General features: G+C 58.7%; 21 protein-coding genes and 1 other RNA gene. 14 read left to right on the top strand and 8 right to left on the bottom strand.

Features of this window, described 5'->3' with window-relative positions; translation table 11 throughout:
- Nucleotide 1: 1 nt before the first annotated feature.
- From dnaJ to grpE, 3 genes are all read right to left on the bottom strand, one after another.
- On the bottom strand, nt 2–1,126 hold the full coding sequence (dnaJ, locus tag BBF94_RS16060) for a molecular chaperone DnaJ (protein WP_065259967.1): 1,125 nt from the start codon (nt 1,124–1,126) through the stop codon (nt 2–4).
- 296 nt (nt 1,127–1,422) lie between these two features.
- Entirely contained in the window at nt 1,423–3,339 is a 1,917-nt protein-coding gene (gene dnaK, locus BBF94_RS16055) for a molecular chaperone DnaK (RefSeq protein WP_065259966.1), read from the bottom strand.
- 102 nt (nt 3,340–3,441) lie between these two features.
- Nucleotides 3,442–4,011, bottom strand: a complete 570-nt coding sequence (gene grpE / locus BBF94_RS16050) for a nucleotide exchange factor GrpE (protein ID WP_065259965.1) — start codon at nt 4,009–4,011, stop codon at nt 3,442–3,444.
- A gap of 240 nt (nt 4,012–4,251) precedes the next feature.
- Between grpE and recN the strand changes: the two genes are divergently transcribed.
- Nucleotides 4,252–5,925: a DNA repair protein RecN gene (recN, locus tag BBF94_RS16045; RefSeq protein WP_065259964.1), complete on the top strand. Its 1,674-nt coding sequence runs from the start codon at nt 4,252–4,254 to the stop codon at nt 5,923–5,925.
- Between the two features lie 75 nt (nt 5,926–6,000).
- Here the strand turns inward: recN and fur are convergent, their stop codons facing one another.
- A complete protein-coding gene (gene fur / locus BBF94_RS16040) occupies nt 6,001–6,405 on the bottom strand; it encodes a ferric iron uptake transcriptional regulator (RefSeq protein WP_065259963.1) in 405 nt (134 codons plus the stop codon).
- A gap of 97 nt (nt 6,406–6,502) precedes the next feature.
- On the opposite strand from fur, the gene BBF94_RS16035 reads away from it, so the two are divergent.
- Entirely contained in the window at nt 6,503–7,030 is a 528-nt protein-coding gene (locus tag BBF94_RS16035; RefSeq protein WP_065259962.1) for an outer membrane protein assembly factor BamE, read from the top strand.
- A 61-nt stretch (nt 7,031–7,091) separates the two neighbouring features.
- Here BBF94_RS16035 and BBF94_RS16030 read toward each other — a convergent pair whose 3' ends face one another.
- The 3 genes from BBF94_RS16030 to BBF94_RS16020 are packed head-to-tail and all read right to left on the bottom strand — an operon-like array spanning nt 7,092 to nt 9,244.
- Entirely contained in the window at nt 7,092–7,406 is a 315-nt protein-coding gene (locus BBF94_RS16030) for an RnfH family protein (RefSeq protein WP_065259961.1), read from the bottom strand.
- The gene (locus BBF94_RS16025) at nt 7,399–7,833 is read right to left on the bottom strand and encodes a type II toxin-antitoxin system RatA family toxin (protein WP_065259960.1); all 435 of its coding nucleotides are present in this window, start codon (nt 7,831–7,833) and stop codon (nt 7,399–7,401) included. Before BBF94_RS16025 ends, BBF94_RS16030 begins: the two co-directional genes overlap by 8 nt.
- Before the next feature lie 7 nt (nt 7,834–7,840).
- Nucleotides 7,841–9,244 (bottom strand): sodium-dependent transporter, encoded by a 1,404-nt coding sequence (locus BBF94_RS16020; protein WP_065259959.1) that lies wholly within the window; start codon nt 9,242–9,244, stop codon nt 7,841–7,843.
- Between the two features lie 119 nt (nt 9,245–9,363).
- Between BBF94_RS16020 and smpB the strand changes: the two genes are divergently transcribed.
- Nucleotides 9,364–9,846 carry an SsrA-binding protein SmpB gene (gene smpB / locus BBF94_RS16015; RefSeq protein WP_065259958.1) on the top strand — a complete coding sequence of 161 codons (483 nt, stop codon included), beginning with the start codon at nt 9,364–9,366 and terminating at the stop codon, nt 9,844–9,846.
- Between the two features lie 128 nt (nt 9,847–9,974).
- Here the strand turns inward: smpB and BBF94_RS16010 are convergent, their stop codons facing one another.
- A complete protein-coding gene (locus BBF94_RS16010) occupies nt 9,975–10,742 on the bottom strand; it encodes an FCD domain-containing protein (protein WP_065259957.1) in 768 nt (255 codons plus the stop codon).
- A gap of 261 nt (nt 10,743–11,003) precedes the next feature.
- On the opposite strand from BBF94_RS16010, the gene BBF94_RS16005 reads away from it, so the two are divergent.
- The 11 genes from BBF94_RS16005 (at nt 11,004) to BBF94_RS15960 (ending at nt 22,346) form a co-directional block, all read left to right on the top strand.
- Nucleotides 11,004–12,698 carry a lactate permease LctP family transporter gene (locus BBF94_RS16005; protein ID WP_065259956.1) on the top strand — a complete coding sequence of 565 codons (1,695 nt, stop codon included), beginning with the start codon at nt 11,004–11,006 and terminating at the stop codon, nt 12,696–12,698.
- A 162-nt stretch (nt 12,699–12,860) separates the two neighbouring features.
- Entirely contained in the window at nt 12,861–13,685 is an 825-nt protein-coding gene (locus BBF94_RS16000; protein ID WP_065259955.1) for a (Fe-S)-binding protein, read from the top strand.
- Complete coding sequence (locus BBF94_RS15995; protein ID WP_065259954.1) at nt 13,682–15,136, top strand: LutB/LldF family L-lactate oxidation iron-sulfur protein; 1,455 nt, start codon at nt 13,682–13,684, stop codon at nt 15,134–15,136. The genes BBF94_RS16000 and BBF94_RS15995 overlap by 4 nt, the downstream gene beginning before the upstream one ends.
- Entirely contained in the window at nt 15,136–15,807 is a 672-nt protein-coding gene (locus BBF94_RS15990; protein WP_065259953.1) for a LutC/YkgG family protein, read from the top strand. Before BBF94_RS15995 ends, BBF94_RS15990 begins: the two co-directional genes overlap by 1 nt.
- Nucleotides 15,804–18,614 carry an FAD-binding and (Fe-S)-binding domain-containing protein gene (locus BBF94_RS15985; RefSeq protein ID WP_065259952.1) on the top strand — a complete coding sequence of 937 codons (2,811 nt, stop codon included), beginning with the start codon at nt 15,804–15,806 and terminating at the stop codon, nt 18,612–18,614. Before BBF94_RS15990 ends, BBF94_RS15985 begins: the two co-directional genes overlap by 4 nt.
- A 130-nt stretch (nt 18,615–18,744) precedes the next feature.
- A complete protein-coding gene (locus tag BBF94_RS15980) occupies nt 18,745–19,023 on the top strand; it encodes a hypothetical protein (protein ID WP_065259951.1) in 279 nt (92 codons plus the stop codon).
- A gap of 95 nt (nt 19,024–19,118) precedes the next feature.
- Nucleotides 19,119–19,508, top strand: a transfer-messenger RNA (tmRNA) gene (ssrA, locus tag BBF94_RS15975).
- Between the two features lie 167 nt (nt 19,509–19,675).
- Nucleotides 19,676–20,911, top strand: coding sequence for a tyrosine-type recombinase/integrase (locus BBF94_RS15970; RefSeq protein ID WP_065259950.1), 1,236 nt, complete (start codon nt 19,676–19,678; stop codon nt 20,909–20,911).
- Between the two features lie 531 nt (nt 20,912–21,442).
- Entirely contained in the window at nt 21,443–21,694 is a 252-nt protein-coding gene (locus tag BBF94_RS27220; RefSeq protein WP_082302421.1) for a helix-turn-helix domain-containing protein, read from the top strand.
- 17 nt (nt 21,695–21,711) lie between these two features.
- Entirely contained in the window at nt 21,712–22,044 is a 333-nt protein-coding gene (locus tag BBF94_RS15965; RefSeq protein ID WP_082302420.1) for a helix-turn-helix transcriptional regulator, read from the top strand.
- Entirely contained in the window at nt 22,041–22,346 is a 306-nt protein-coding gene (locus BBF94_RS15960; protein WP_065259949.1) for a hypothetical protein, read from the top strand. Before BBF94_RS15965 ends, BBF94_RS15960 begins: the two co-directional genes overlap by 4 nt.
- Nucleotides 22,347–22,665: the final 319 nt, after the last annotated feature.

The raw sequence follows: 22,665 nt of genomic DNA, 5'->3' as shown, positions 1-22,665 counted from the left end.
CTTACAGATCGCCGAAGAAGCGCTTCACACCATCGAACCAGCCAGCGGTCTTCGGCGAATGGCTGTTGTCATCTGCCAGGGAACTGCGGAACTCTTCGAGCAATTCACGCTGACGACGATTCAGGTTGACCGGGGTCTCGACCGCCACACGACACATCAGGTCGCCGGCTCCGCCGCCACGCACCGGCGCCACACCCTTGCCACGCACGCGGAATTGTTTGCCGGTCTGGGTACCTTCCGGAATCTTCAGCTTGACGCGACCATCGAGGGTCGGAATTTCCAGCTCGCCGCCCAGCGCCGCATCGACAAAGCTGATCGGCACTTCGCAGAACAGATGCTTGCCGTCACGCTGGAAGATCGCGTGCTCGCGCACGTTGATCACCACGTACAGGTCACCGGTCGGGCCACCCTGGGTGCCCGCCTCGCCTTCGCCGGAAAGACGGATGCGGTCACCGGTATCGACACCGGCCGGCACTTTGACGGAAAGGGTTTTGTATTCTTCGACACGACCTTCGCCGTGACAGGAATCGCACGGATCGGAAATGATCTTGCCCTGACCATGGCAACGCGGGCAGGTCTGCTGCACCGAGAAGAAACCTTGCTGCATGCGCACCTGACCGATGCCGCCGCACGTCGGGCAGGTCGATGGCGACGAACCCTTCTTGGCGCCCGAACCATCGCATGGCTTGCAGTTGACCAGCGTCGGAACGCGGATATTGACGGTGGTACCGCGCACCGCCTCTTCCAGATTCAGCTCCAGGGTGTAGCGCAGGTCGCTGCCACGCTGGGCACCACCACGGGAACCGCCGCGACCACCACCGAAGAAATCACTGAAGACATCGCCGAAGATGTCGGAGAAATTCTGCCCGCCGAAGCCGGCACCGCCGCCACCCATGCTTGGGTCGACACCGGCGTGACCATACTGGTCGTACGCCGCACGCTTGCTGGAATCGGACAATACTTCATAGGCCTCGTTGGCCTCTTTGAACAGTTCTTCCGATGCCTTGTCACCGGGATTACGGTCCGGGTGATGCTTCATCGCCAATCGACGATAGGCCTTCTTCAGGTCGGCGTCGCTTGAGCCGCGCTCAACACCCAACACTTCGTAATAGTCACGTTTTGCCATAAGTCTTTGCACTCTTGAGGACGTCCGGCAAACCCCTCCTGAGGATCGCCAAACTCGCTGAGCCCCAATACAGGCCCGGACCCAACTCACGTCTATTCAACGATCCTGGTCTTTGATTCTTGTGGCACTTTCAGCTCGAAAAGCAGGAGCATTTCCGGCCATGCCACCAACACGCGCACATTGACGCATGCTGTAAAAATTCGCGTATTCCAGATACGCCAACGCGGGAGCAAGCTCCCGCGCGGCGACATCCTACCAGTCACCGCCGCAAGGCAGTCAACCGGGCGACCAACAACTTACTTGTGGTCTTTTACTTCTTCGAACTCGGCATCGACGACATCGTCAGCCTTTTCAGCTTTCTCGTCGTGCTGCGCCGCGCCTTCAGCAGGCTGAGCCTGTTCGGCGTACATCTTCTGGGCAACCGGAGCAGAGACTTTCGACAGCTCTTCGATCTTCGCTTCGATGGCAGCCTTGTCGTCACCCTTCACAGCAGCTTCCAGGGCAACCACGGCGGCCTCGATTGCAGTCTTCTCTTCTGCAGTCACTTTTTCGCCAGCGTCGGTGACCATTTTGCGAGTCGAGTGAACCAGCGCGTCACCCTGGTTACGGGCGCCTGCCAGCTCTTCGAACTTGCGGTCTTCCTCGGCGTTCAGCTCGGCGTCACGCACCATTTTCTGGATTTCTTCATCCGACAGACCGGAGTTGGCCTTGATGGTGATCTTCTGCTCTTTACCGGTCGCCTTGTCTTTCGCACCGACGTGCAGGATGCCGTTGGCGTCGATGTCGAAGGTCACTTCAATCTGTGGCACACCGCGTGGAGCCGGTGGAATCTCGGACAGGTCGAACTTGCCCAACGACTTGTTCTGTGCGGCTTGCTTGCGCTCGCCCTGCAGGACGTGAATGGTCACGGCGCCCTGGTTGTCGTCGGCAGTCGAGAACACTTGCGATTTCTTGGTAGGAATCGTGGTGTTTTTCTCGATCAGCGCGGTCATCACGCCACCCATGGTTTCGATACCCAGGGTCAGCGGGCTGACGTCGAGCAGCAGAACGTCTTTCACGTCACCGGCCAGAACGGCGCCCTGGATGGCAGCACCCATGGCAACAGCTTCGTCCGGGTTCACGTCCTTGCGTGCTTCCTTACCGAAGAAGTCGGTCACCGCCTTCTGCACCAGCGGCATACGAGTCTGACCACCGACCAGAATCACGTCGTCGATCTTGCTGGCGTCGATACCGGCGTCTTTCAGCGCGATGCGGCATGGCTCGATGGTACGGTTCACCAGATCTTCGACCAGCGACTCGAGCTTGGCACGGGAGATCTTCACATTCAGGTGCTTCGGACCGGTCGCGTCTGCAGTGATGTACGGCAGGTTGACGTCGGTCGACTGAGAGGAAGACAGCTCGATCTTCGCCTTTTCAGCGGCTTCTTTCAGACGCTGCAGGGCCAGTGGATCGTTCTTCAGATCCATGCCGGACTCTTTCTTGAACTCGTCGACGAGGTAGTCGATCAGGCGCATGTCGAAGTCTTCACCACCCAGGAAGGTGTCGCCGTTGGTGGCCAATACTTCGAACTGGTGCTCGCCATCGACTTCCGCGATTTCGATCACGGACACGTCGAAAGTACCACCACCCAGGTCGTAAACGATCACGGTGTGATCGCCCTTGGCCTTGTCCATACCGTAAGCCAGAGCGGCTGCGGTTGGTTCGTTGATGATACGTTTTACGTCCAGACCGGCGATGCGACCGGCATCTTTGGTCGCCTGACGCTGGCTGTCGTTGAAGTAGGCCGGAACGGTGATGACCGCTTCGGTCACAGCTTCGCCGAGGTAGTCTTCGGCGGTCTTCTTCATTTTCTTCAGGACTTCGGCGCTGATCTGCGGCGGAGCCATTTGCTTGTCGGCAGCCTCGACCCACGCATCACCATTGCTGGCCTTGACGATTTTGTAAGGCACCAGCTTGATGTCTTTCTGCACGACTTCTTCATCGAAGCGACGGCCGATCAGGCGCTTAACCGCGAACAGTGTGTTGTGCGGGTTGGTCACAGCCTGACGCTTGGCGGACTGACCGACCAGAATTTCGCCATCGTTGGCGTAAGCGATGATCGACGGCGTGGTGCGCGCGCCTTCGGCGTTTTCAATCACTTTGGCCTGGCCGTTTTCCAGCACGGAGACGCAGGAGTTGGTAGTCCCCAGGTCGATACCGATAATTTTGCCCATGTTCACTCTCCCGAAACTTTGGATTTGGTTGCCGCAGCAGTGGTGGCTAACTGCGGTAATACTTAAACGCTTGACTTCTAAATGGGGGCCTTGCGGCTAATTTCAAGCCTTCTCGTCAATCGAAGGCGAAACCGGCGCCGGCGCCTTGCTGACCACGACCATCGCCGGACGCAGCAGGCGGCCATTGAGCTGATAGCCCTTCTGGAACACCTTCAGAACGCTGTTCGGCTCCATGACGGCACTTTCCTGCATGGCCATTGCCTGATGCTCGACGGCGTTGAACGGCTCACCTTCCTGCGGACTGACCGCGACAAGCTGATAGCGCTTGAGGGTGTCCTGGAACATTTTCAGGGTCAGCTCGATGCCTTCGCGCATCGGACGGATGCTTTCGTCGTCCGGATTCGACAGCTCGAGGCCGCGTTCCAGGCTGTCGACGATCGGCAGCAGATCGCCGGCGAATTTTTCCAGCGCAAATTTGTGCGCCTTTTCGACGTCCTGCTCGGCACGGCGGCGGACGTTCTGCAGATCGGCAGCTACGCGCAGAGATTGATCCTGCGCGGCGGCCAATTGCTCTTCGAGCACTTGTACACGGGTCGCCAGGTCATCACCCGAGGTCTCGGGCGCCTGATTGGCTTCTGGATTCTGCGTATCTACTGTCTGTTCGTCAGCCATAGAATTCTCCTTTCAATATCGTCCGCGAGCTCGACTCGCGCTTCTGCCCCGGTATATGGGGCCGCAAAATCAGGCTTCAAGGGCTGACAACGATTAACCCTACAAAAAAGTGCTGCTTTGTCATTTCCAGCTGCGATAAGCATTTGATCGGGTCAAACCAATCGAGCTAAGCGAGGGCATTGTCAGCCCGAAACAAAACACTGTATAAATAACCAGACCTGAAGCCTGGGAGCGGCCTTTATGCTGGTGCACCTGTCCGTACACAACTACGCCATCGTTGAACATCTCGATCTCGAACTCGATCGCGGGATGAGCGTGATTACCGGGGAAACCGGCGCCGGCAAATCGATCATGCTCGACGCGCTCGGCCTCACACTCGGTGATCGCGCCGACAGCGGCGTGGTTCGCCCGGGTGCGGACAAGGCCGACATCCTGGCGACCTTCGACCTGGCCGACATTCCCGAAGCCCGCACCTGGCTGGCCGAGCGCGACCTGGAAAATGACGGCCCGTGCATCCTGCGCCGGGTCATCACCTCCGAGGGTCGTTCACGCGGCTATATAAATGGCACGCCCTGCCCACTCGGCGATCTCAAGGCCCTCGGTGAGCTGCTGATCGACATCCACAGCCAGCACGAACACCAATCCCTGCTCAAGACCGACACGCATCGTCGATTGCTCGACGAGTACGCCGGCGCCACCGATCTCGCCCGTCAGGTACAACTGGCCGCCCAGCGCTGGCGCCAGACTCGCCAGGAGCTGGAACGTCTGTCCAACTCCGGCGACGAACAGCGCGCCCGCCATCAACTGCTCAGCTATCAGCTCGAAGAGCTGGAAAACCTCGGTCTCGGCGAGAACGAACTGGAAGAACTGGAACAGGAACACAAGAACCTGACCAACGCCGAAACCCTGCTGGGTATCTGCCGGCAAGTGGTCGAACAATGCAGCGAAAGCGATTCCGGCAATGTGCTGAACGCGCTGACCGCCAGCCTCAATCGCCTGTCCAGCGTAAACAACTCGATCGGCGCCCTGGGCGAGGCCAGCAGTTTGCTGACCAGCGCGCAGATCCAGGTCGAAGAGGCCGTTGGCGAGCTGAACCGTTTCCTCGACAACTTCGATGCCGACCCGGCACGCCTGCAATATCTGGAAGAACGCCTCGACGCCATTTATACCCTGGCTCGCAAGCACCGGATCCAGCCGACCGAAGTTGCCGAAATGCAGCAAAAACTGCTGGATGAAATCGAAACCCTGAATGCCAACGACGAATCCATCGAACGCCTGGGCGAAGAACTGGCGTCGTATGCCCGCCACTATCAGGAAAAGGCTCGCGAGCTGAGCGATCTGCGTCATCAGGCTGCTGGCAGCCTGGCCAACGCCGTGGAGCAGGAGATTCAACGACTGGGCATGCCTGGCGGGCGCTTCACCATCGAACTTCGCCCCAACGTCTGCGGCGAGCTCCAGCCCAACGGCCTCGAACAGGTTGAACTGTTGGTCAGCGCCAACCCCGGCCAACCGTTGAAAGCCCTGGCCAAAGTGGCATCCGGCGGCGAACTGTCACGAATCAGTCTGGCGATTCAGGTCATCACCGCCCAGACGTCCCGCGTGCCGACCCTGGTCTTCGACGAAGTGGACGTGGGCATCGGCGGCCCAACCGCCGAGATCGTCGGCCAGTTGCTGCGACGCCTGGGTGAACGCGGGCAAGTACTGACCGTTACGCACTTGCCGCAAGTGGCGGCTCAGGGCCATCAGCATCTATTCGTGCACAAGGTACGCGGCGAACAGGCGACTCACACCGCCGTCTCGAAGCTGAGCAAGAATGACCGTATAGAAGAAGTCGCAAGGATGCTCGGCGGTATCGATTTGACCAAAGAGTCTCTGGCCCACGCCAGGAAGATGGTCGTTACCGCAAAGGTTTGAGCACCCCAGAAAGCACGAAGGCGACCCTCGGGTCGCCTTCGTTCGTTTCGCGAACCTGAAATTCGCGCGACATGCTTACTTTTTCTTGCGTACGTAAAGCACCAGATTGTGATCCACCAGCTCGAAACCATGCTCCTCGGCGATTGCCTTCTGGAGTTTTTCGATTTCCGGACTGACGAACTCGACAACCTCGCCGGAGTCCACATTGACCATATGGTCGTGGTGACCACCGTCGGCCAGTTCGAATACCGCGTGGCCGCCGTCGAAGTTGTGACGGACCACAAGGCCAGCGGCTTCGAACTGGGTCAGAACACGGTAAACCGTGGCCAGACCGACGTCCTCGCCCGCTTCCATCAACGCCTTGTAGACGTCCTCGGCACTCATGTGACGCTGCTCGGTAGAGTCGAGCATTTGCAGGATCTTGACCCGTGGCAGGGTCACTTTGAGGCCGGCTTTGCGTAGTTCGCTATTTTCAACCATGGTCAGCTTTCTCGCGATGCTGCTTCGCAGCTTCTCTTAATGCGGGTATGATCGGCGTTTACGTTGTCCCAGCCAAGATAGTGGAAGTCGCCCACCGATGCAAAACACCAAGCTCTTGCTAACCAGTTTCACCTTTGTGGGACTGCTCGCACTCGCCGGTTGTTCATTCCCCGGGGTTTACAAAATCGACATCCAGCAGGGCAATGTCGTCACGCAGGACATGATAGACCAGTTGCGCCCGGGAATGACCCGGCCACAAGTACGGTTTATCATGGGCAACCCTCTGCTTGTCGACACGTTCCATGCCGATCGCTGGGATTATCTGTACAGCCTGCAACCGGGTGGCGGTGAACGCCAGCAAGAACGCATGAGTGTCTTTTTCGACTCGAATGACCGTCTTGTCAGCCTCTCCGGTGACTTCATGCCGGGCGTGAGCCGTGACGAAGCCATTCTCGGCAAGGACAGCGGCACCACCGTGAGCGCTCCTGCCGAAAACGCCGAGAAGCCAAAACCGGAAAAACCGGTCAAGCCAGGTTCCTTGCTGGATCAGATCCAGAAGGACGTCGATGGTGTGGAAACCGTACCGGTTCCGACACCAGAGCCACTGGACACCTCGCCGCAATAATTTGCGACGCAATAAAAAACCCGGACATTCCGGGTTTTTTATTGCCTGCTGATCGGTGTAATCACTGATTTCTGGCTTTGGCCTCGGCAGCCTTGGCGGCTCGCAATCGACGCACCTCTTTCGGATCAGCCAGCAATGGCCGATAGATTTCCAGACGATCCCCCACCTGAACAACCCGCACATCCGGATCGACAATCACCTTGCCGAAAATTCCGACCGGACAAGCAGTCAGATCCAGCTCAGGAAAATCGGCGCCAATACCGCTGGCCAACAGCGCAGCACGCACGGTTGATCCCTTTGCCACGCTGATCGTGCGCAGCACCTGACGATCAACCGCCGCATACACCACTTCGATCTCGATCACCGGCTCAACCATGCAACTGCTTGGCGCGCTGGCAGAATGCATCCACCAGTGTGTTCGCGGCCTGATTGAACAGCGGCCCGAGCGTGGCGCGCACCAACGGGCCGGCATAATCGAAGGACAGATCGAGGCTGATCTTGCAGGCCTTCTCGTTCAGCGCCTTGAACACCCAGACGCCGTGCAACTGATTGAACGGCCCTTCTTCGAGGTTCATCTCGATCGACTGACCCGGCACCAGGGTGTTACGCGTCACAAAGTGCTGACTCAACCCTCCCTTGGCCACGCCGACACTGGCGCGCATGTGCTCGGGCGAGCTTTCCAGAACTTCTGCGGAGGAACACCACGGCAGAAACTCCGGATAACGCGCCACGTCATTGACCAGGTCGTAGAGAAACTGCGCCGGGTAAGGCAGCAGTGCCGATCGTTGAATATGTGTCGTCATGTGAGCGTTACTTCCAGAGCTGGGTGGCAAACACTACAAGAATGCCGATGGGCGCCACATAGCGCATCAAGAACAGAGACAGAGCGAACAGCGCCGGGCTGCGAATCGACAATTCGTCACGCACCGCTTCGCGCCCCATCACCCAACCGGCAAACAGCACAAAGCACAGCCCGCCGAGTGGCAGCATGATTCGCGAGGTGAAGAAGTCGATCACACCAAAGAAGTCCAGACCGCTTGCAGCACCCCATTGGTAGAGATGGAACATCCCGCCTTCGTTCACGAAAAATTTGGCTTCTTTCCAGATATTGAAGGAAAACACCGTACCCAGCCCGACAAACCAGCAGGTGAACGCCAGCCAGAACGTCACCCAGGCACGACTGATTTTAGTCCGCTCGACCAGATAGGCGACCATCGGCTCCAGCAGGGAAATGGCCGAACTCCAGGCAGCAATTGCCACCAGGACGAAGAACACCACGCCCATCAATTGACCGAACAGCACGTTACCGAAGGCAAATGGCAGGCTGACGAACATCAGCCCGGGACCTTCGCTCGGGTTCAGACCGCCGGCAAACACAATCGGAAACAGTGCCAGACCGGCCACCAGGGAAACGAAGGTATCGAGCAGCGCCACACCCACGACGGTGCCGGACAGCGAGGCCTCCTTGGTCATGTAGGCACCGTAGATCATGATCGAGCCCACGCCCACGCTCAGCGAGAAGAACGCGTGGCCCATGGCCGGCAGCATGCCGTCGAGGACTTTCTCCGGATGGAAGTCGAACATGAAATGCACGCCTTCCATGAAATGCCCGGTGGTCATGCTGTAGCCCAGCAAGACGAGAACCATCACAAACAGCAAAGGCATCATGATCCGCAGACTGCGCTCAAGCCCGGCAACCACGCCTTTGGCGATCACTACGGCGGAAAGGAGCATGAAAACCGTGTGCCAGAGCGTGATGCGCCAGGGATCGGCGATGACATTGCCAAAATAGGCACCGACCTGATCGGCCGTCGCGCCCTGGAAATCCCCGCGCCCCATGTCGATGATGTAATCCAGCGACCAGCCGCCGACCACGCTATAGAAAGACAGGATCAGCAACGCCGTGATCATCCCGGCGAACGCACCCCACGACCACTTGCCCGAGTGCCCCGCCTCCCGGGCCAACACCTTCAGGGCGTTGGCCGGACTCTGCCGCGCACGCCGGCCGATCAGGGTTTCCGCGAGCATCACCGGGATGCCGATCAGCGCAATACAGGCCAGGAACATCAGCACAAAAGCACCACCACCGTAGACCCCGACCATGTAGGGGAACTTCCAGATGCTGCCCAGTCCCACGGCCGAACCGGTCGCGGCGAATATGAAAACCCAGCGGCTAGCCCAACTGCCGTGGACAGAAACCTTGTCTGTCGACATCGCTTATCACGCCCAAGCGTTAGAAAAAGAGGCCGCATTGTCCGGGATTCACTCAACCTGCTCAAGCACGCAGCATCACCGTAGCCGACAGCCATTTATCTCCATATAATGCCGCCCCTATGGCTAAACAGAAGAAACACCCAACAGGGACCATCGCGCAAAACAAAAAGGCGCGACACGATTACTTCATCGAGCACAAGTTCGAGGCTGGTCTGGTCCTGGCCGGCTGGGAAGTAAAAAGTCTGCGGGCAAGCAAGCTGCAACTGGTCGACAGTTACGTCCTGCTCAAGGACGGCGAAGCCTGGCTGCTCGGCAGTCACATCACGCCGTTGACGACTGCCAGCACCCACGTCATCGCCGACCCGGTCCGCACCCGCAAGCTGCTGCTCAACCGCCGCGAGCTGGACAAGCTGGCCGCTTCCGTGCAGCAGAAGGGTTACGCCTGCGTCTGCCTGTCCTGGTACTGGAGCAAGCACATGGTCAAGTGCGAGATCGCTCTGGGCAAGGGCAAGAAGGAATACGACAAGCGTGATACCGAACGCGAACGCGATGCCGGTCGCGAGCTGCAGCGTGCGGTGCGCAACAAGGGCAAGGAAGACTGATTCCTCAACCTTGATCCGGCTCTGTGGCGAGGGAGCTTGCTCCCGCTCGACTGCGAAGCAGTCGCCTGGTCTTCATGAAATGACCAGTACCGGGAGCAAGCTCCCTCGCCACAATCAATCGTTCACCGCTACATCCCTTTGCGCCGCTCCGCCCGAGCCACGCGCTGAACTTCCTGACGCACCTCTTCCAGCACTTCCTGCACGTACAGAATGTGTCGACTGGACACCTCGCGCGCCTGATCCGCACGCCCTTCGATAATCGCCTGATACAGTTCCCGATGCTGAGTGATCAGCATGTCGCGGGTTTCCGTGCGCTGTTTGTACATACCGCCAATGTTGGTCACCACGTTGCGCTTGAGCAGGTCGAACAACCCGCGAATGGTGTGCAGCAACACCGCGTTGTGGCTGGCCTCCGCGATGGCCAGATGAAACTTCGCGTCCGCCGCGCCCTCCTCGGCCCGACTCACTTCGTCATGCCGCGAGTAGCAATCCTGCAGTTCTTCGAACGCAGCAGTCAGCCGTTCGCGATCCACGTCTGTAGCGCGCAATGCTGCGTAATAGGCGCACGATGCCTCCAGCGTATGGCGAAATTCCAGCAAATCGCGCTGGGCCTCCGGATTGCTTTCCAGCAATTGCAGCAGCGGATCACTGAAAGTCGAGCCCAGGCTGTCCACCACGTAATTGCCGCCACCCTGCTTGCTGACCAGCAACCCCTTGGCCGCCAGTTTCTGGATCGCCTCGCGCAGCGACGGTCGGGAAACACCGAACTGCTCAGCCAACACGCGCTCGGCCGGCAGTTTCTCGCCAGGCTTCAGCGTGCCCTCAAGGATCATCCCCTCGAGCCGCTCGACAATATCGTCAGACAAACGGCGCTGACGTATCTGATCAAACCCCATCACTCAATTCTCCACGAGCCCGACCATGCGCCGGGCTCTCTATTCTGGCCTATCGGCGCCCTGCCGACACCTGCCAGATGAAACGCCCCGGAGCGGATCAGTTCGAGCCTGCACCGGTCATTCGACGAAAGTTTCCGGGCGACAAATTGACACACCGACATCAAGGCTTTTACCCTAGCCGACAGCGATTGTAAATTGGTCTTACCAATTAACCAAGAACGCTGACAGTGCCTGACCAACAACAATTAGGGGCCACCCCATATGCAAACCTGGCAACAGCTCTACAGCCCGCTCGGCAGTCTCGGCGTGTCCGCACTCGCGGCCGTCATTCCCATCGTGTTCTTCTTTCTTGCTCTGGCGGTGTTCCGCCTCAAAGGTCATGTCGCCGGCAGCATCACGCTGGCTCTGGCGATTCTTGTGGCGATCTTCGCGTTCCAGATGCCGGCGGACATGGCGTTCGCCGCCGCCGGGTATGGTTTTGCCTATGGTCTGTGGCCAATTGCCTGGATCATCGTGGCGGCGGTGTTTCTGTACAAACTGACGGTCAAGAGCGGTCAGTTCGAAGTCATCCGCAGCTCGGTACTGTCGATCACCGATGACCAGCGCTTGCAGGTGCTGCTGATCGGTTTCTGCTTTGGCGCCTTCCTCGAAGGTGCAGCCGGTTTCGGTGCGCCGGTGGCGATTACTGCCGCGCTGCTGGTAGGACTGGGCTTCAATCCGCTGTACGCAGCCGGTCTGTGCCTGATTGCCAACACCGCGCCGGTTGCATTCGGTGCCTTGGGGATTCCGATCATCGTCGCCGGGCAGGTCACCGGTATCGATGCGTTCAAGATCGGCGCCATGACCGGCCGCCAGTTGCCGCTGCTGTCGCTGTTCGTGCCGTTCTGGCTGGTGTTCATGATGGACGGCCTGCGCGGCGTGCGTGAAACCTGGCCAGCCGCACTGGTTGCCGGCCTGAGTTTCGCCGTGACCCAGTACTTCACCTCGAACTTCATCGGCCCGGAACTGCCGGACATCACCTCGGCCCTGGCCAGCCTGATTGCGCTGACGCTGTTCCTGAAAATCTGGCAGCCGAAACGCGCCGCCGGCCAACACATTGCCGGTGCGGTTTCCGCTTCGGTGGTGACCGCCAGCGTCGGTGGTTTCGGCCAAAGACGCACCACCATCGAATCCCCCTACAGCCTCGGGGAAATCTTCAAGGCCTGGTCGCCGTTCCTGATCCTCACCGTGCTGGTCACCATCTGGACCCTCAAACCGTTCAAGGCGATGTTCGCCGCCGGCGGCTCGATGTACGCCTGGGTGTTCAACTTCGCGATCCCGCATCTGGATCAACTGGTGATCAAGACCGCACCGATCGTCGCCACACCGACAGCCATCCCGGCGGTGTTCAAGCTCGACCCGATCTCCGCTACCGGCACGGCGATTTTCTTCTCCGCGCTGATCTCGATGGTGATCCTGAAGATCAATTTCAAAACTGGTCTGACCACTTTGAAAGAGACCTTCTACGAACTGCGCTGGCCTATCCTGTCGATCGGCATGGTGCTGGCGTTCGCCTTCGTCACCAACTATTCCGGCATGTCCTCGACCATGGCCTTGGTCCTGGCCGCGACCGGTGCAGCGTTCCCGTTCTTCTCGCCGTTCCTCGGTTGGCTGGGTGTATTCCTCACCGGTTCCGATACCTCGTCCAACGCGCTGTTCAGTTCGCTGCAAGCAACCACCGCGCACCAGATCGGGGTCAACGACACCTTGCTTGTCGCTGCCAATACCAGCGGCGGCGTGACCGGCAAAATGATTTCGCCGCAGTCGATCGCCGTGGCCTGTGCCGCGACCGGTCTGGTAGGCAAGGAGTCCGACCTGTTCCGCTTCACCCTCAAGCACAGCCTATTCTTTGCAACGATTGTCGGCCTGATCACTCTGGCCCAGGCCTACTGGTTCACCGGCATGCTGGTGCACTGATACCTGCAAGAAGACCACAAGCGACATGGAAATAACCGACGCCGGTTCGCGATTCCGGCGTCAGCAATTCACAACCCGGTCTGTAAGGCTGCTGAAAGCAACACGCTCTATATTCGGCAGCCTCGACAGACGGATAACCGGGTCCACCCGGAGACACGCCTGATGAGCGAGCTTTTTTACAACGCCGTGCCCAACGCCACCCGCGTTGCACCACCACTGCCCGAACCCCGGCAGTACCCGAGCGAGAAACCGTCGCGGGTCTACCTGTTCGGCACTTGCGTGGTCGACCTGTTTTATCCCGAAGCCGGGATGGATGCGATCCACTTGCTGGAACGCGAAGGCATTCGGGTCGACTACCCGCAAGGGCAGAGCTGCTGCGGACAACCGGCCTACACCTCGGGTTACACCGAGCAGGCACGGACGGTGGCGCGCTCGCAACTGGCGTTGTTTGCCGGGGATTATCCAGTGGTGGTGCCGTCCGGCTCCTGCGCGGGAATGATCCGTGAGCATTACGCCGACTTGTTCAAGGACGAGCCGCAAACGTTGAAACAGGTTCAGGCCCTCGCGGCCCGGACCTATGAATTGGCCGAGTTTCTGTTGTTCGTCTGCAAGGTGCAGCTCAAGGACAGCGGCGAGCCGGTCAAAGTGGCGCTGCACACGTCGTGCTCGGCACGACGGGAAATGAACACCCACCTGCACGGCCGCGAGTTGTTGGCGCAGTTGAGCAACGTGGAACGGGTCAACCACGATCACGAAAGCGAATGCTGTGGCTTCGGTGGGACATTCAGCGTCCGTATGCCAGACATTTCCGGCGCGATGGTGGCCGACAAGACCCGGGCGTTGAAGGAATCCGGCGCGCATCAGGTGCTCAGTGCCGATTGCGGCTGCTTGATGAACATCAACGGCTCGCTGGAAAAACAGAAGGAAGCGCTGCGCGGGCAACACCTGGCGAGCTTTCTCTGGCAACGAACCGGAGGTGCGCGATGAGCACTTCCACGATGATTCCTGTGGTTGCCGTAGAAGACGATTTCCGCGCCCGGGCGCACAACGCTCTGGGCGATTCGCAGTTGCGGAACAACTTCCGCACGGCGATGGATTCACTGATGACCAAGCGGGCAGCGGCTTTCAGCGATGCCCACGAAAGAGAACACCTGCGCGCACTGGGCAATGCGATCCGTGCCCGCGCGCTCTCCAGGTTGCCCGACCTGCTCGAGCAACTGGAACAGAACCTGACCCGCAACGGTGTGACAGTGCACTGGGCGGAAACGGTGGACGAGGCCAATGGCATCGTCCTTTCGATCATCCGCGCTCACGAGGCGCGGCAAGTGATCAAGGGCAAATCGATGGTCAGCGAAGAGATGGAGATGAACCATTTCCTCGAGGCTCAAGACATTGAATGTCTGGAGTCCGACATGGGGGAATACATCGTCCAGCTCGACCACGAGAAGCCTTCTCACATCATCATGCCGGCAATCCACAAGAATGCCGGTCAGGTCGCGTCCTTGTTCCACGACAGACTTGGCGTGGAATACACCAAGGACGTTGACCAACTCATTCAGATCGGTCGCAGGGTCCTGCGGCAGAAATTCTTCGAAGCGGACATCGGCGTCTCCGGCGTCAACTTCGCCGTGGCCGAAACCGGCACCCTGCTGCTGGTGGAAAACGAAGGCAACGGACGCATGACCACCACCGTGCCGCCGGTGCACATCGCCGTCACCGGCATCGAAAAAGTCGTGGAAAACCTGCGCGACGTGGTGCCGCTGCTGTCGTTGCTGACCCGTTCGGCGCTGGGCATTCCGATCACCACCTACGTCAACATGATCTCCGGCCCGCGCAAGGAGCATGAACTCGACGGCCCGCAGGAAGTGCATCTGGTCCTGCTCGACAACGGTCGCAGCCAGGCCTTCGCCGACAGTGAATTGCGCCAGACCCTCAACTGCATCCGCTGCGGCGCCTGCATGAACCATTGCCCGGTTTACACCCGTATCGGCGGCCATACCTACGGCGAGGTTTATCCCGGCCCGATCGGCAAAATCATCACCCCGCACATGGTCGGCCTGGCGAAAGTCCCGGACCACCCGAGCGCGTCTTCGTTATGTGGAGCCTGCGGTGAAGTGTGCCCGGTGAAGATTCCGATCCCTGCGCTGCTGCGTCGCCTGCGCGAAGAAAACGTCAAAGCTCCCGACAGTCCTCATCAAGTGATGCGCGGCCAGGGCAGCAAGTATTCGCGCAAGGAACGGTTCATCTGGAATGCCTGGGCGAAGCTCAACAGCTCGCCGACTTTGTATCGACTGTTTGCGTTCTTCGCCACACGCCTGCGCGCGCTGACGCCGAACAATGTCGGCCCGTGGACGCAGAATCACAGCGCTCCGAAACCCGCCGCCCGCTCACTGCATGACATGGCCCGCGAGCATCTGGCCAAACAAGGAGATCGTTGATGAGCGCCAAGCAAAACATCCTCGGCAAGTTGCGTAAAAGTCTGACCGGCACCACACCGATTGCCGACAACTTCGATGTCGATCTGGTGACCCGGCCTTACACCTACAGCGCCGAACAACGGATCCCGCAACTGCGCAAACTGATGGAAGCGGTGCACACCGAAATCCATCTGACGTCTGCGGACGCGTGGCCGGCTCTGCTCGCGCAATTGCTGCGCGACCGCCAGTTACCAAGCCTGCTGATCGCACCGACGACGCCTCACGGGCAACGCATCACACAGCACTGGGCGAACAATCCGGGTCTGCCGACGCTGAAATCCTACGACCGACCGGTGGAGGAATGGAAAGCCGAGTTGTTCAACGACACCCCGGCCAGCCTTACCGGCACCCTCGGCGCCATCGCCGCTACGGGCAGCCTGATTCTCTGGCCGACCCGCGAAGAACCACGGCTGATGAGCCTGGTACCGCCGGTGCACTTCGCCCTGCTCAAGGCCAGTCAGATCCGCGACAACTTCTATCAGGTGCAGCAGGAATTCGAGTGGGCCCAGGGCATGCCGACCAATGCATTGCTGGTGTCCGGCCCGTCGAAAACCGCCGACATCGAACAAGTGCTGGCCTACGGCGCCCACGGCCCGAAAGACCTGGTGGTGTTGATCCTGGAGGACCAATGACCTTACCGGCGACTTTCCTGCGCGATGCGCAACAACTGATTCCGGCCGAACGGCGTTTCGATGATCCTTTGTCGACACTGGCCTTCGGCACCGACGCCAGTTTCTATCGGTTGATTCCGCAACTGGTGATCCGCGTCGAATCCGAAGATGAAGTGGTGGCGCTGCTGAAACTGGCCCGCCGCGATCAGGTCCCGGTGACCTTCCGCGCCGCCGGCACCAGCCTGTCTGGTCAGGCAATCAGCGATTCGGTGTTGATCGTGCTTGGGGATAACTGGAACGCCCGCGAGATCCGGGGGCAAGGCACGCAAATCCGCCTTCAACCGGGCGTGATCGGTGCCCAGGCCAACGCGTGGCTGGCGCCGTTCGGGCGCAAGATCGGCCCGGATCCGGCGTCGATCAACGCCTGCAAGATCGGCGGCATCGTCGCCAACAACGCCAGCGGCATGTGCTGCGGCACCGCACAAAATACCTACCATACGTTGGCCGGGATTCGTCTGGTGTTGGCCGACGGCACGCGCTTGGACACTGAGGACGCCGCCAGCGTCGCGGCATTTCGCACCAGCCACGGAGAGTTGCTGGAACGCCTGGCGACATTGGGCCGCGAGACCCGCGCCAATGCCGAACTGGCTGCACGAATCCGCCACAAATACCGCCTGAAAAATACCACCGGCCTGTCACTCAACGCCCTGGTGGATTTCGATGAGCCTGTGGATATCCTGAGTCACCTGCTGGTGGGCTCCGAAGGTACTCTCGGCTTCATCAGCGCAGTGACCTACGACACGGTGATCGACCACCCGAACAAAGCCTCGGCACTGATCGTTTTCCCCGACGTGGAAACCTGCTGCAACGCGGTCACGGTGCTGAAAAGCCAACCAGTGTCCGCCGTGGAGCTGCTCGACCGTCGCAGTCTGCGCTCGGTGCAGGACAAACCCGGCATGCCGGATTTCGTACAGCACCTGTCGAACAATGCCTGCGCGCTGCTGATCGAATCCCGCGCCGCATCTTCCACTTTGCTGCAAGAGCAACTGGCGCAGATCATGGCGTCGCTCAACGGCTTCCCGGTGGAAAAACAGGTCGATTTCACCGAAGACCCGGTCGAGAACGCCCGCCTCTGGGCGATCCGCAAGGACACCTTCCCCGCCGTCGGCGCCGTGCGCAAGACCGGCACTACGGTAATCATCGAGGACGTCACCTTCCCGGTGGAACAACTGGCGATCGGCGTGAACCGTCTGATCGAACTGTTCGACAAACACCACTACGACGAAGCGATCCTTTTCGGACACGCACTGGAAGGCAATCTGCACTTCGTCTTCACCCAAGGCTTCAACAGTCCGGAAGAAGTCGCACGCTATCAGGCATTCATGGACGACGTGGCGCAGCTGGTGGCCGTGGAATTCGGCGGCTCGTTAAAGGCCGAGCACGGCACGGGGCGCAACATGGCGCCGTTTGTCGAACAGGAATGGGGCAGCGACGCCTATCAATTGATGTGGCAACTCAAGCGCCTGCTCGATCCGCAGGGCATTCTCAACCCGGACGTGGTGCTCAGCGAAGATCCGCAGATCCACCTCAAGCACCTGAAACCGCTGCCGGCCGCTGACGAGATTGTGGACAAGTGCATCGAGTGCGGTTTCTGCGAGCCGGTTTGCCCATCGAAAGGCCTGACCCTGAGCCCGCGCCAGCGCATCGTGATCTGGCGCGATATTCAGGCACGAAAGCGTGCCGGCATCGACACCACCGAACTGGAAAAAGCCTACGAGTACCAGGGCATCGAAACCTGCGCCGCGACCGGATTGTGCGCGCAGCGCTGTCCTGTAGGCATCAACACCGGCGAGCTGGTGAAAAAACTGCGCGCGCGTAACGCCACCCATATGAAAGCGGCTAACTGGATCGAAGGAAATTTCGCGACCACCCTGCAAGGCGCACGGTTCACCCTGCACGTGGCCAACGGTGCGCGGATGCTGCTGGGGGCACCGCGTCTGGCGAAGTTGTCGGCAACACTGACACGCCTGTCCAAAGGCCAGGTGCCGCAGTGGACCAACGCCATGCCGCAGCCGGAAAAAGCCATTCGGGTCAGCTCCGGCCTGTCGGACGGACGCCCGCGTGTGGTGTATCTGGCGGCTTGCGTGTCGCGGGTGATGGGGCCGGCGGGGGGCGACAAGGAGCAGATATCGCTGTACGACAAAACCCGTGGCCTGCTGGAGAAGGCCGGTTATCAGGTGGTGCTTCCGGACAATCTGGACAACCTCTGCTGCGGCCAGCCCTTCGCCTCCAAAGGCTATGCCGAACAGGCCGAGCACAAGCGCCAGGAACTGATCGGCGCCCTGCTGCACGCCAGCCGTGGCGGGCTCGATCCGATCTACTGCGACACCAGTCCCTGCACCTTGCGACTGGTACAGGATGCAGGAAATGTTCGTCTCGATCTGTATGACCCTGTGCGCTTCATCCGCACTCATCTGATGGACCGCCTGGAGTTCATTCCGCAGGACGCACCGATTGCCGTGCATGTGACGTGCAGCACTCAGCACCTGGGCGAGAGTCAGGCACTGATCGATCTGGCGCGCAAGTGCAGCAAGAACGTGGTGATTCCGGAAGGCATTCATTGCTGTGGGTTTGCCGGTGACAAGGGCTTCACTACACCGGAGCTCAACGGCCATTCGCTGCGTACCCTCAAGGATGCGGTGCAACATTGCAGCGAAGGAATTTCCACCAGCCGCACCTGTGAGATCGGCCTGACGCAACACGGCGGCATCGACTACCACGGGCTGGTGTATCTGGTGGATCGGGTGACCCGGGCGAAAACCGACTGAAGAAAAATAGAACTCCTTGAAAGCCATGGCAGTCCACAGAACAAGCCCCGCCAATCGGGGCTTTTCCTCCAACCGGTTGCCCGTCCTGACGGCCAGCGAAGTCTGGATCCCTCAGTTCAAGGAGATTCATATGAAACGTTCTGTACTGTTAGGTCTGTTCGTTACGGCATCGATGATGGCATCCGCCTCGTTCGCGGCCGACAAGCCTGCCGACCTGTGCGATGCCAACATCCAGACCATCAACAATGCCAAGGCCCAGCTTTCATCGTCACCGGAACTGAGCCAGCGCGCCGAAACCAGTGTGCAGAAGGCACAGGCGCTCAAGGCCCAGGGCAAAATCGATGATTGCGTCGCGGAAACCTCGCAGACCATTACGGAACTCCGAAAATCCAGCGGCACCAACAATTGATCGAAGCCCGGCCAACCTTCGGGTTGGCCTCGCGGGCCGTTTGGCGTACACTGCACGTGCTTGTTGCTCCAACAGATGTACCGGGCAATGAGTTCGGGGCCGTTCAGGATTCGACGCCGGTTGCGAAACTCTAGGTGCATGCCGACTTGGTAACAGAAGTCGTAAATCCACTGTTGCAACTTCTTATAGTTGCCAATGACGACCAATACGGTGCTGCTCTCGCTGCTTAATTGCAGCTGACATGCACTTCTGGTGCCTTCGGGCCCAGCAATCATCAGGGGATGTCTGTAAACCCGAAATGATTGTCATATAGAACAGAATCGCCGTGCAGTACGTTGTGGACGAAGCGGCTAAAACTTACACAACTCGCCCAAAGCACCCTGCCCGTCGGGTCGCTGAGGGTTAACTTAATAGACACGGCTAAGCATGTAGTACCGACAGCGGAGTACTGGCGGACGGGGGTTCAAATCCCCCCGGCTCCACCAAATAGCAATCTAGACCTGTCTCAGACAGTCTACGAAACACCCCAAGAAGCCCGCCCTGTGCGGGCTTCCTTGTTTCTGGCTATCCGTCCTTGTCTACCCCTATCCCAATGTGCCCTGTATCCTTTCATGTACCACGGATACAGATTGAAACTGATGGGTACAAGGAAATGAAACGGACTGAAATCAAGCGGCGTCCTCTCGCAGACACAGTCATAGCGAGCCTAGAAGCCGACTCCAAGGAGTACCGAGAGCACGACGGCAACAACGTCTATCTTCGGGTGCGGCCGGATGGGAAGAAGTCGTGGCAGCTTCGATACAAGAAGGCCGACGGAAAATGGTCATGGATCGGGTTGGGTAGTTACCCGGCGGTGTCCGGTTCGGTAGCTCGCCAGAAAGCATCAGACCTGAGGGCAAGCACTGCTGACGGAAGTAACCCACTGGCAACAATGCGGGCGAAAAAAGCCGCCGAATTGGAGAGCGCCAGTAATACCTTCGAGAAGCTTGCACGGGAATGGTATGCGTCCAAACGCAAAGGGTGGACCGCAGGAACAGCAGTCCGAACTATCGGCGCTCTCGAGCTTCATGTTTTCCCTGTTTTCGGAACGCGCTCCTACCGCGAGATTCTTCCAATGGAGTGGATGGACTTTCTTCGCTCAATGGAACGGAAAGGAATCATCGAGCAGACCAGTCGTGTAAGAGGGATGTGTCGTGAAATTTACGACCTAGCTAGGGTGACCGGGCGAGCAACACACAACCCCCTGGAGGGATTGCACAAATTTCTGCAGACAAAACCAGCGGAAAACTACGCTCATGTGTCGCCTGAGGAACTACCTCCTCTGCTCCGAGCGATCCGCTCTTATCCAAGCGCTATTGATATCCGCATCGGTCTTCACCTGCTCTCGATGCTGGCTTGCCGCCCTTCCGAAATTCGTGAGGCAAGGTGGACGGAGTTCGATCTGAAGAAAGCGATTTGGACGATCCCCGCAGAACGAATGAAACGTCGCCGTGAACACTTGGTACCTCTTCCACACCAGGCCGTGACGCTGCTGAAAGATTTGTATGTTTTGACAGGCAACTACCAGCTACTTTTTCCCGGTCGTAGTGATACAACCAAAGCTCGCTCCAACACTGTTTTCCTGATGGCGTTACGTCGCCTAGGGTATGAGGGCCGACAAACTGGGCATGGATTTAGACACATTGCCAGCACGATCCTCAACGAGCATGGCTTCGACGAGAATCACATCGAGGCCCAGCTCTCACATATGAAAGACGGGGTCGCGGGTGTCTACAACAAAGCTGTGTATCTTAAGCAGCGTACAAGCATGATGCAGTGGTATGCCGATTATCTCGATCAACTGGCGATTGGGAATGTCGTCAAAGAGAGTTTTGAAGGGGTTCATTGAAACGCCACCCATACCCCTCCGAAAATCGGTGTAACGCGTGTCACAGGTGTAACGACTCTCATGGACGCCCCGGAATCATTGGCCCTCACGGCCGCTACACGTTTTAGTGACGACGCGTACACCCTGTGTAACGAAGGCAACTGGTGTAACGCCGACTTCAACTCCCAGTTGCCTGATGGCATACATTTCCAAGCCTTAAAAGGGTCGCGAGGTCACTTCAAACGTGGGGCGGAGGGGGAATGCGAGACGAGCAGAGGAGAAGCTGTTGAATCCACTCCTCCCATGAAGCCATACCGTTCGTCGGGAAACCCGTCCCGGTAAAATTTTGGTTCTACAAAATTTCACTGTATAGAAAACCAGTGGGACATGGTGGGACGGCCCGGCAAAAAACTAAAACTTTGCAGCGATCATGAAAAACTACTCTACCTCTGAACAGAATCAGGCTCAGAACTGATCGAAAATACTGTTTTTAAAAATCCACTATTGGTTTACATAGCTAGTACCTGTACGAACTACGACAGGTAACTCCCTATGACGATCCACAACGCTTTAACCCCATCCTCCTCTACTCACCCAGCTACCGAACTGCTCACTACCGAACAGGTTGCGGATGCATTGGGTTTGTCCAGCCGAACGCTTGCCGCATGGCGCAGCTCACGTGCCAATTCACTGCCTTACGTGAAAACAGGATCACGCGTACGGTATCGGCTCCAAGACGTCACCGCTTGGCTTGAAAGCTGCGTTCGCTCGTCTGCCGCAATAGCGGGAGGGCGAGCGGAGTGAATGACTGCAAACCCAACATGAAGATCCTCGAAATCCCGGCGCCCCCCACCACCATCATCGATCAAATCAGCACAGCCAATTCTGCACCCCGGCCGGCCAATGCGAGCGGCTTGGATATTGGTCGCTACGATCCCTCCGCAACGTTGATTCGCATTAATCAGGTCATGGCTTTGACAGGCGTGGGACGCGCAACCGTTTACAAGCTCATGAACCAGCCAGAGAGCGGGTTTCCGCAGGCAGTGAAGCTCACCGATAGCAACGCCCGAGGCGCGCCTGTGGCTTGGGTATTGGCTGAAGTTTTGAATTGGAATCGTGCACGCATCGCGGCTCGAAACAAGGTGGCCGCATGAATATCAAGATCGCCAGCAGAGCACTGATGCATCCGTTTTCGATTCTTCGTGGCGTTGGTTTCACCTCCCAAACCATGCAGCGCTTCGAACGCTTTCGCAGTCGTGAAGAAAAAAAAGGGCGCGTGGTTAGCGTACTCAAATGGGCAGACGGCACCTGGTGCCTCCTCGCACTTCACTGCGAAAAGTTCGGCGTAGTGGTCGTGGATGAAGGCCAGCAGATTGACGCTTACGAAGATGCCCATGCCCTGATTGAGGCTGGATATCTGCCCACTATCTCCCTGCGCTGGGAAGCTCACGCCTGAAACGAAAACGCTCCGGGGGCGATCCGGAGGCGTTGAGGTCAATCTACATGCCCGAACAATTTATGCCGCACCTGAAAAATCCGCAAGACATCAGCGCAGTTGCACTTTCCAAAAACGGACGTTACTCTCTGGCCGTCGCTGCAAACTCAGCGACCGGGCTTGGTAACCCGTTGAACAATAGGCGCAACAGCGCCCATATCTCTTTTGCAGGCGCTTTTTTTGCGCCCGCGAATCCGTTTTATGGCGGCTGTGCGTGGGAGACCTTCGGGTCTGCCGGGTTCCTATTGTCCCGGTTTACCAACCTGCGCACAGCTGCCAC

Source organism: Pseudomonas bananamidigenes, assembly GCF_001679645.1.
GTDB lineage: Bacteria > Pseudomonadota > Gammaproteobacteria > Pseudomonadales > Pseudomonadaceae > Aquipseudomonas > Aquipseudomonas bananamidigenes.
Note: the sequence above shows the minus strand (reverse complement) of the source record. Positions and strands in the feature narration are given on the sequence as shown.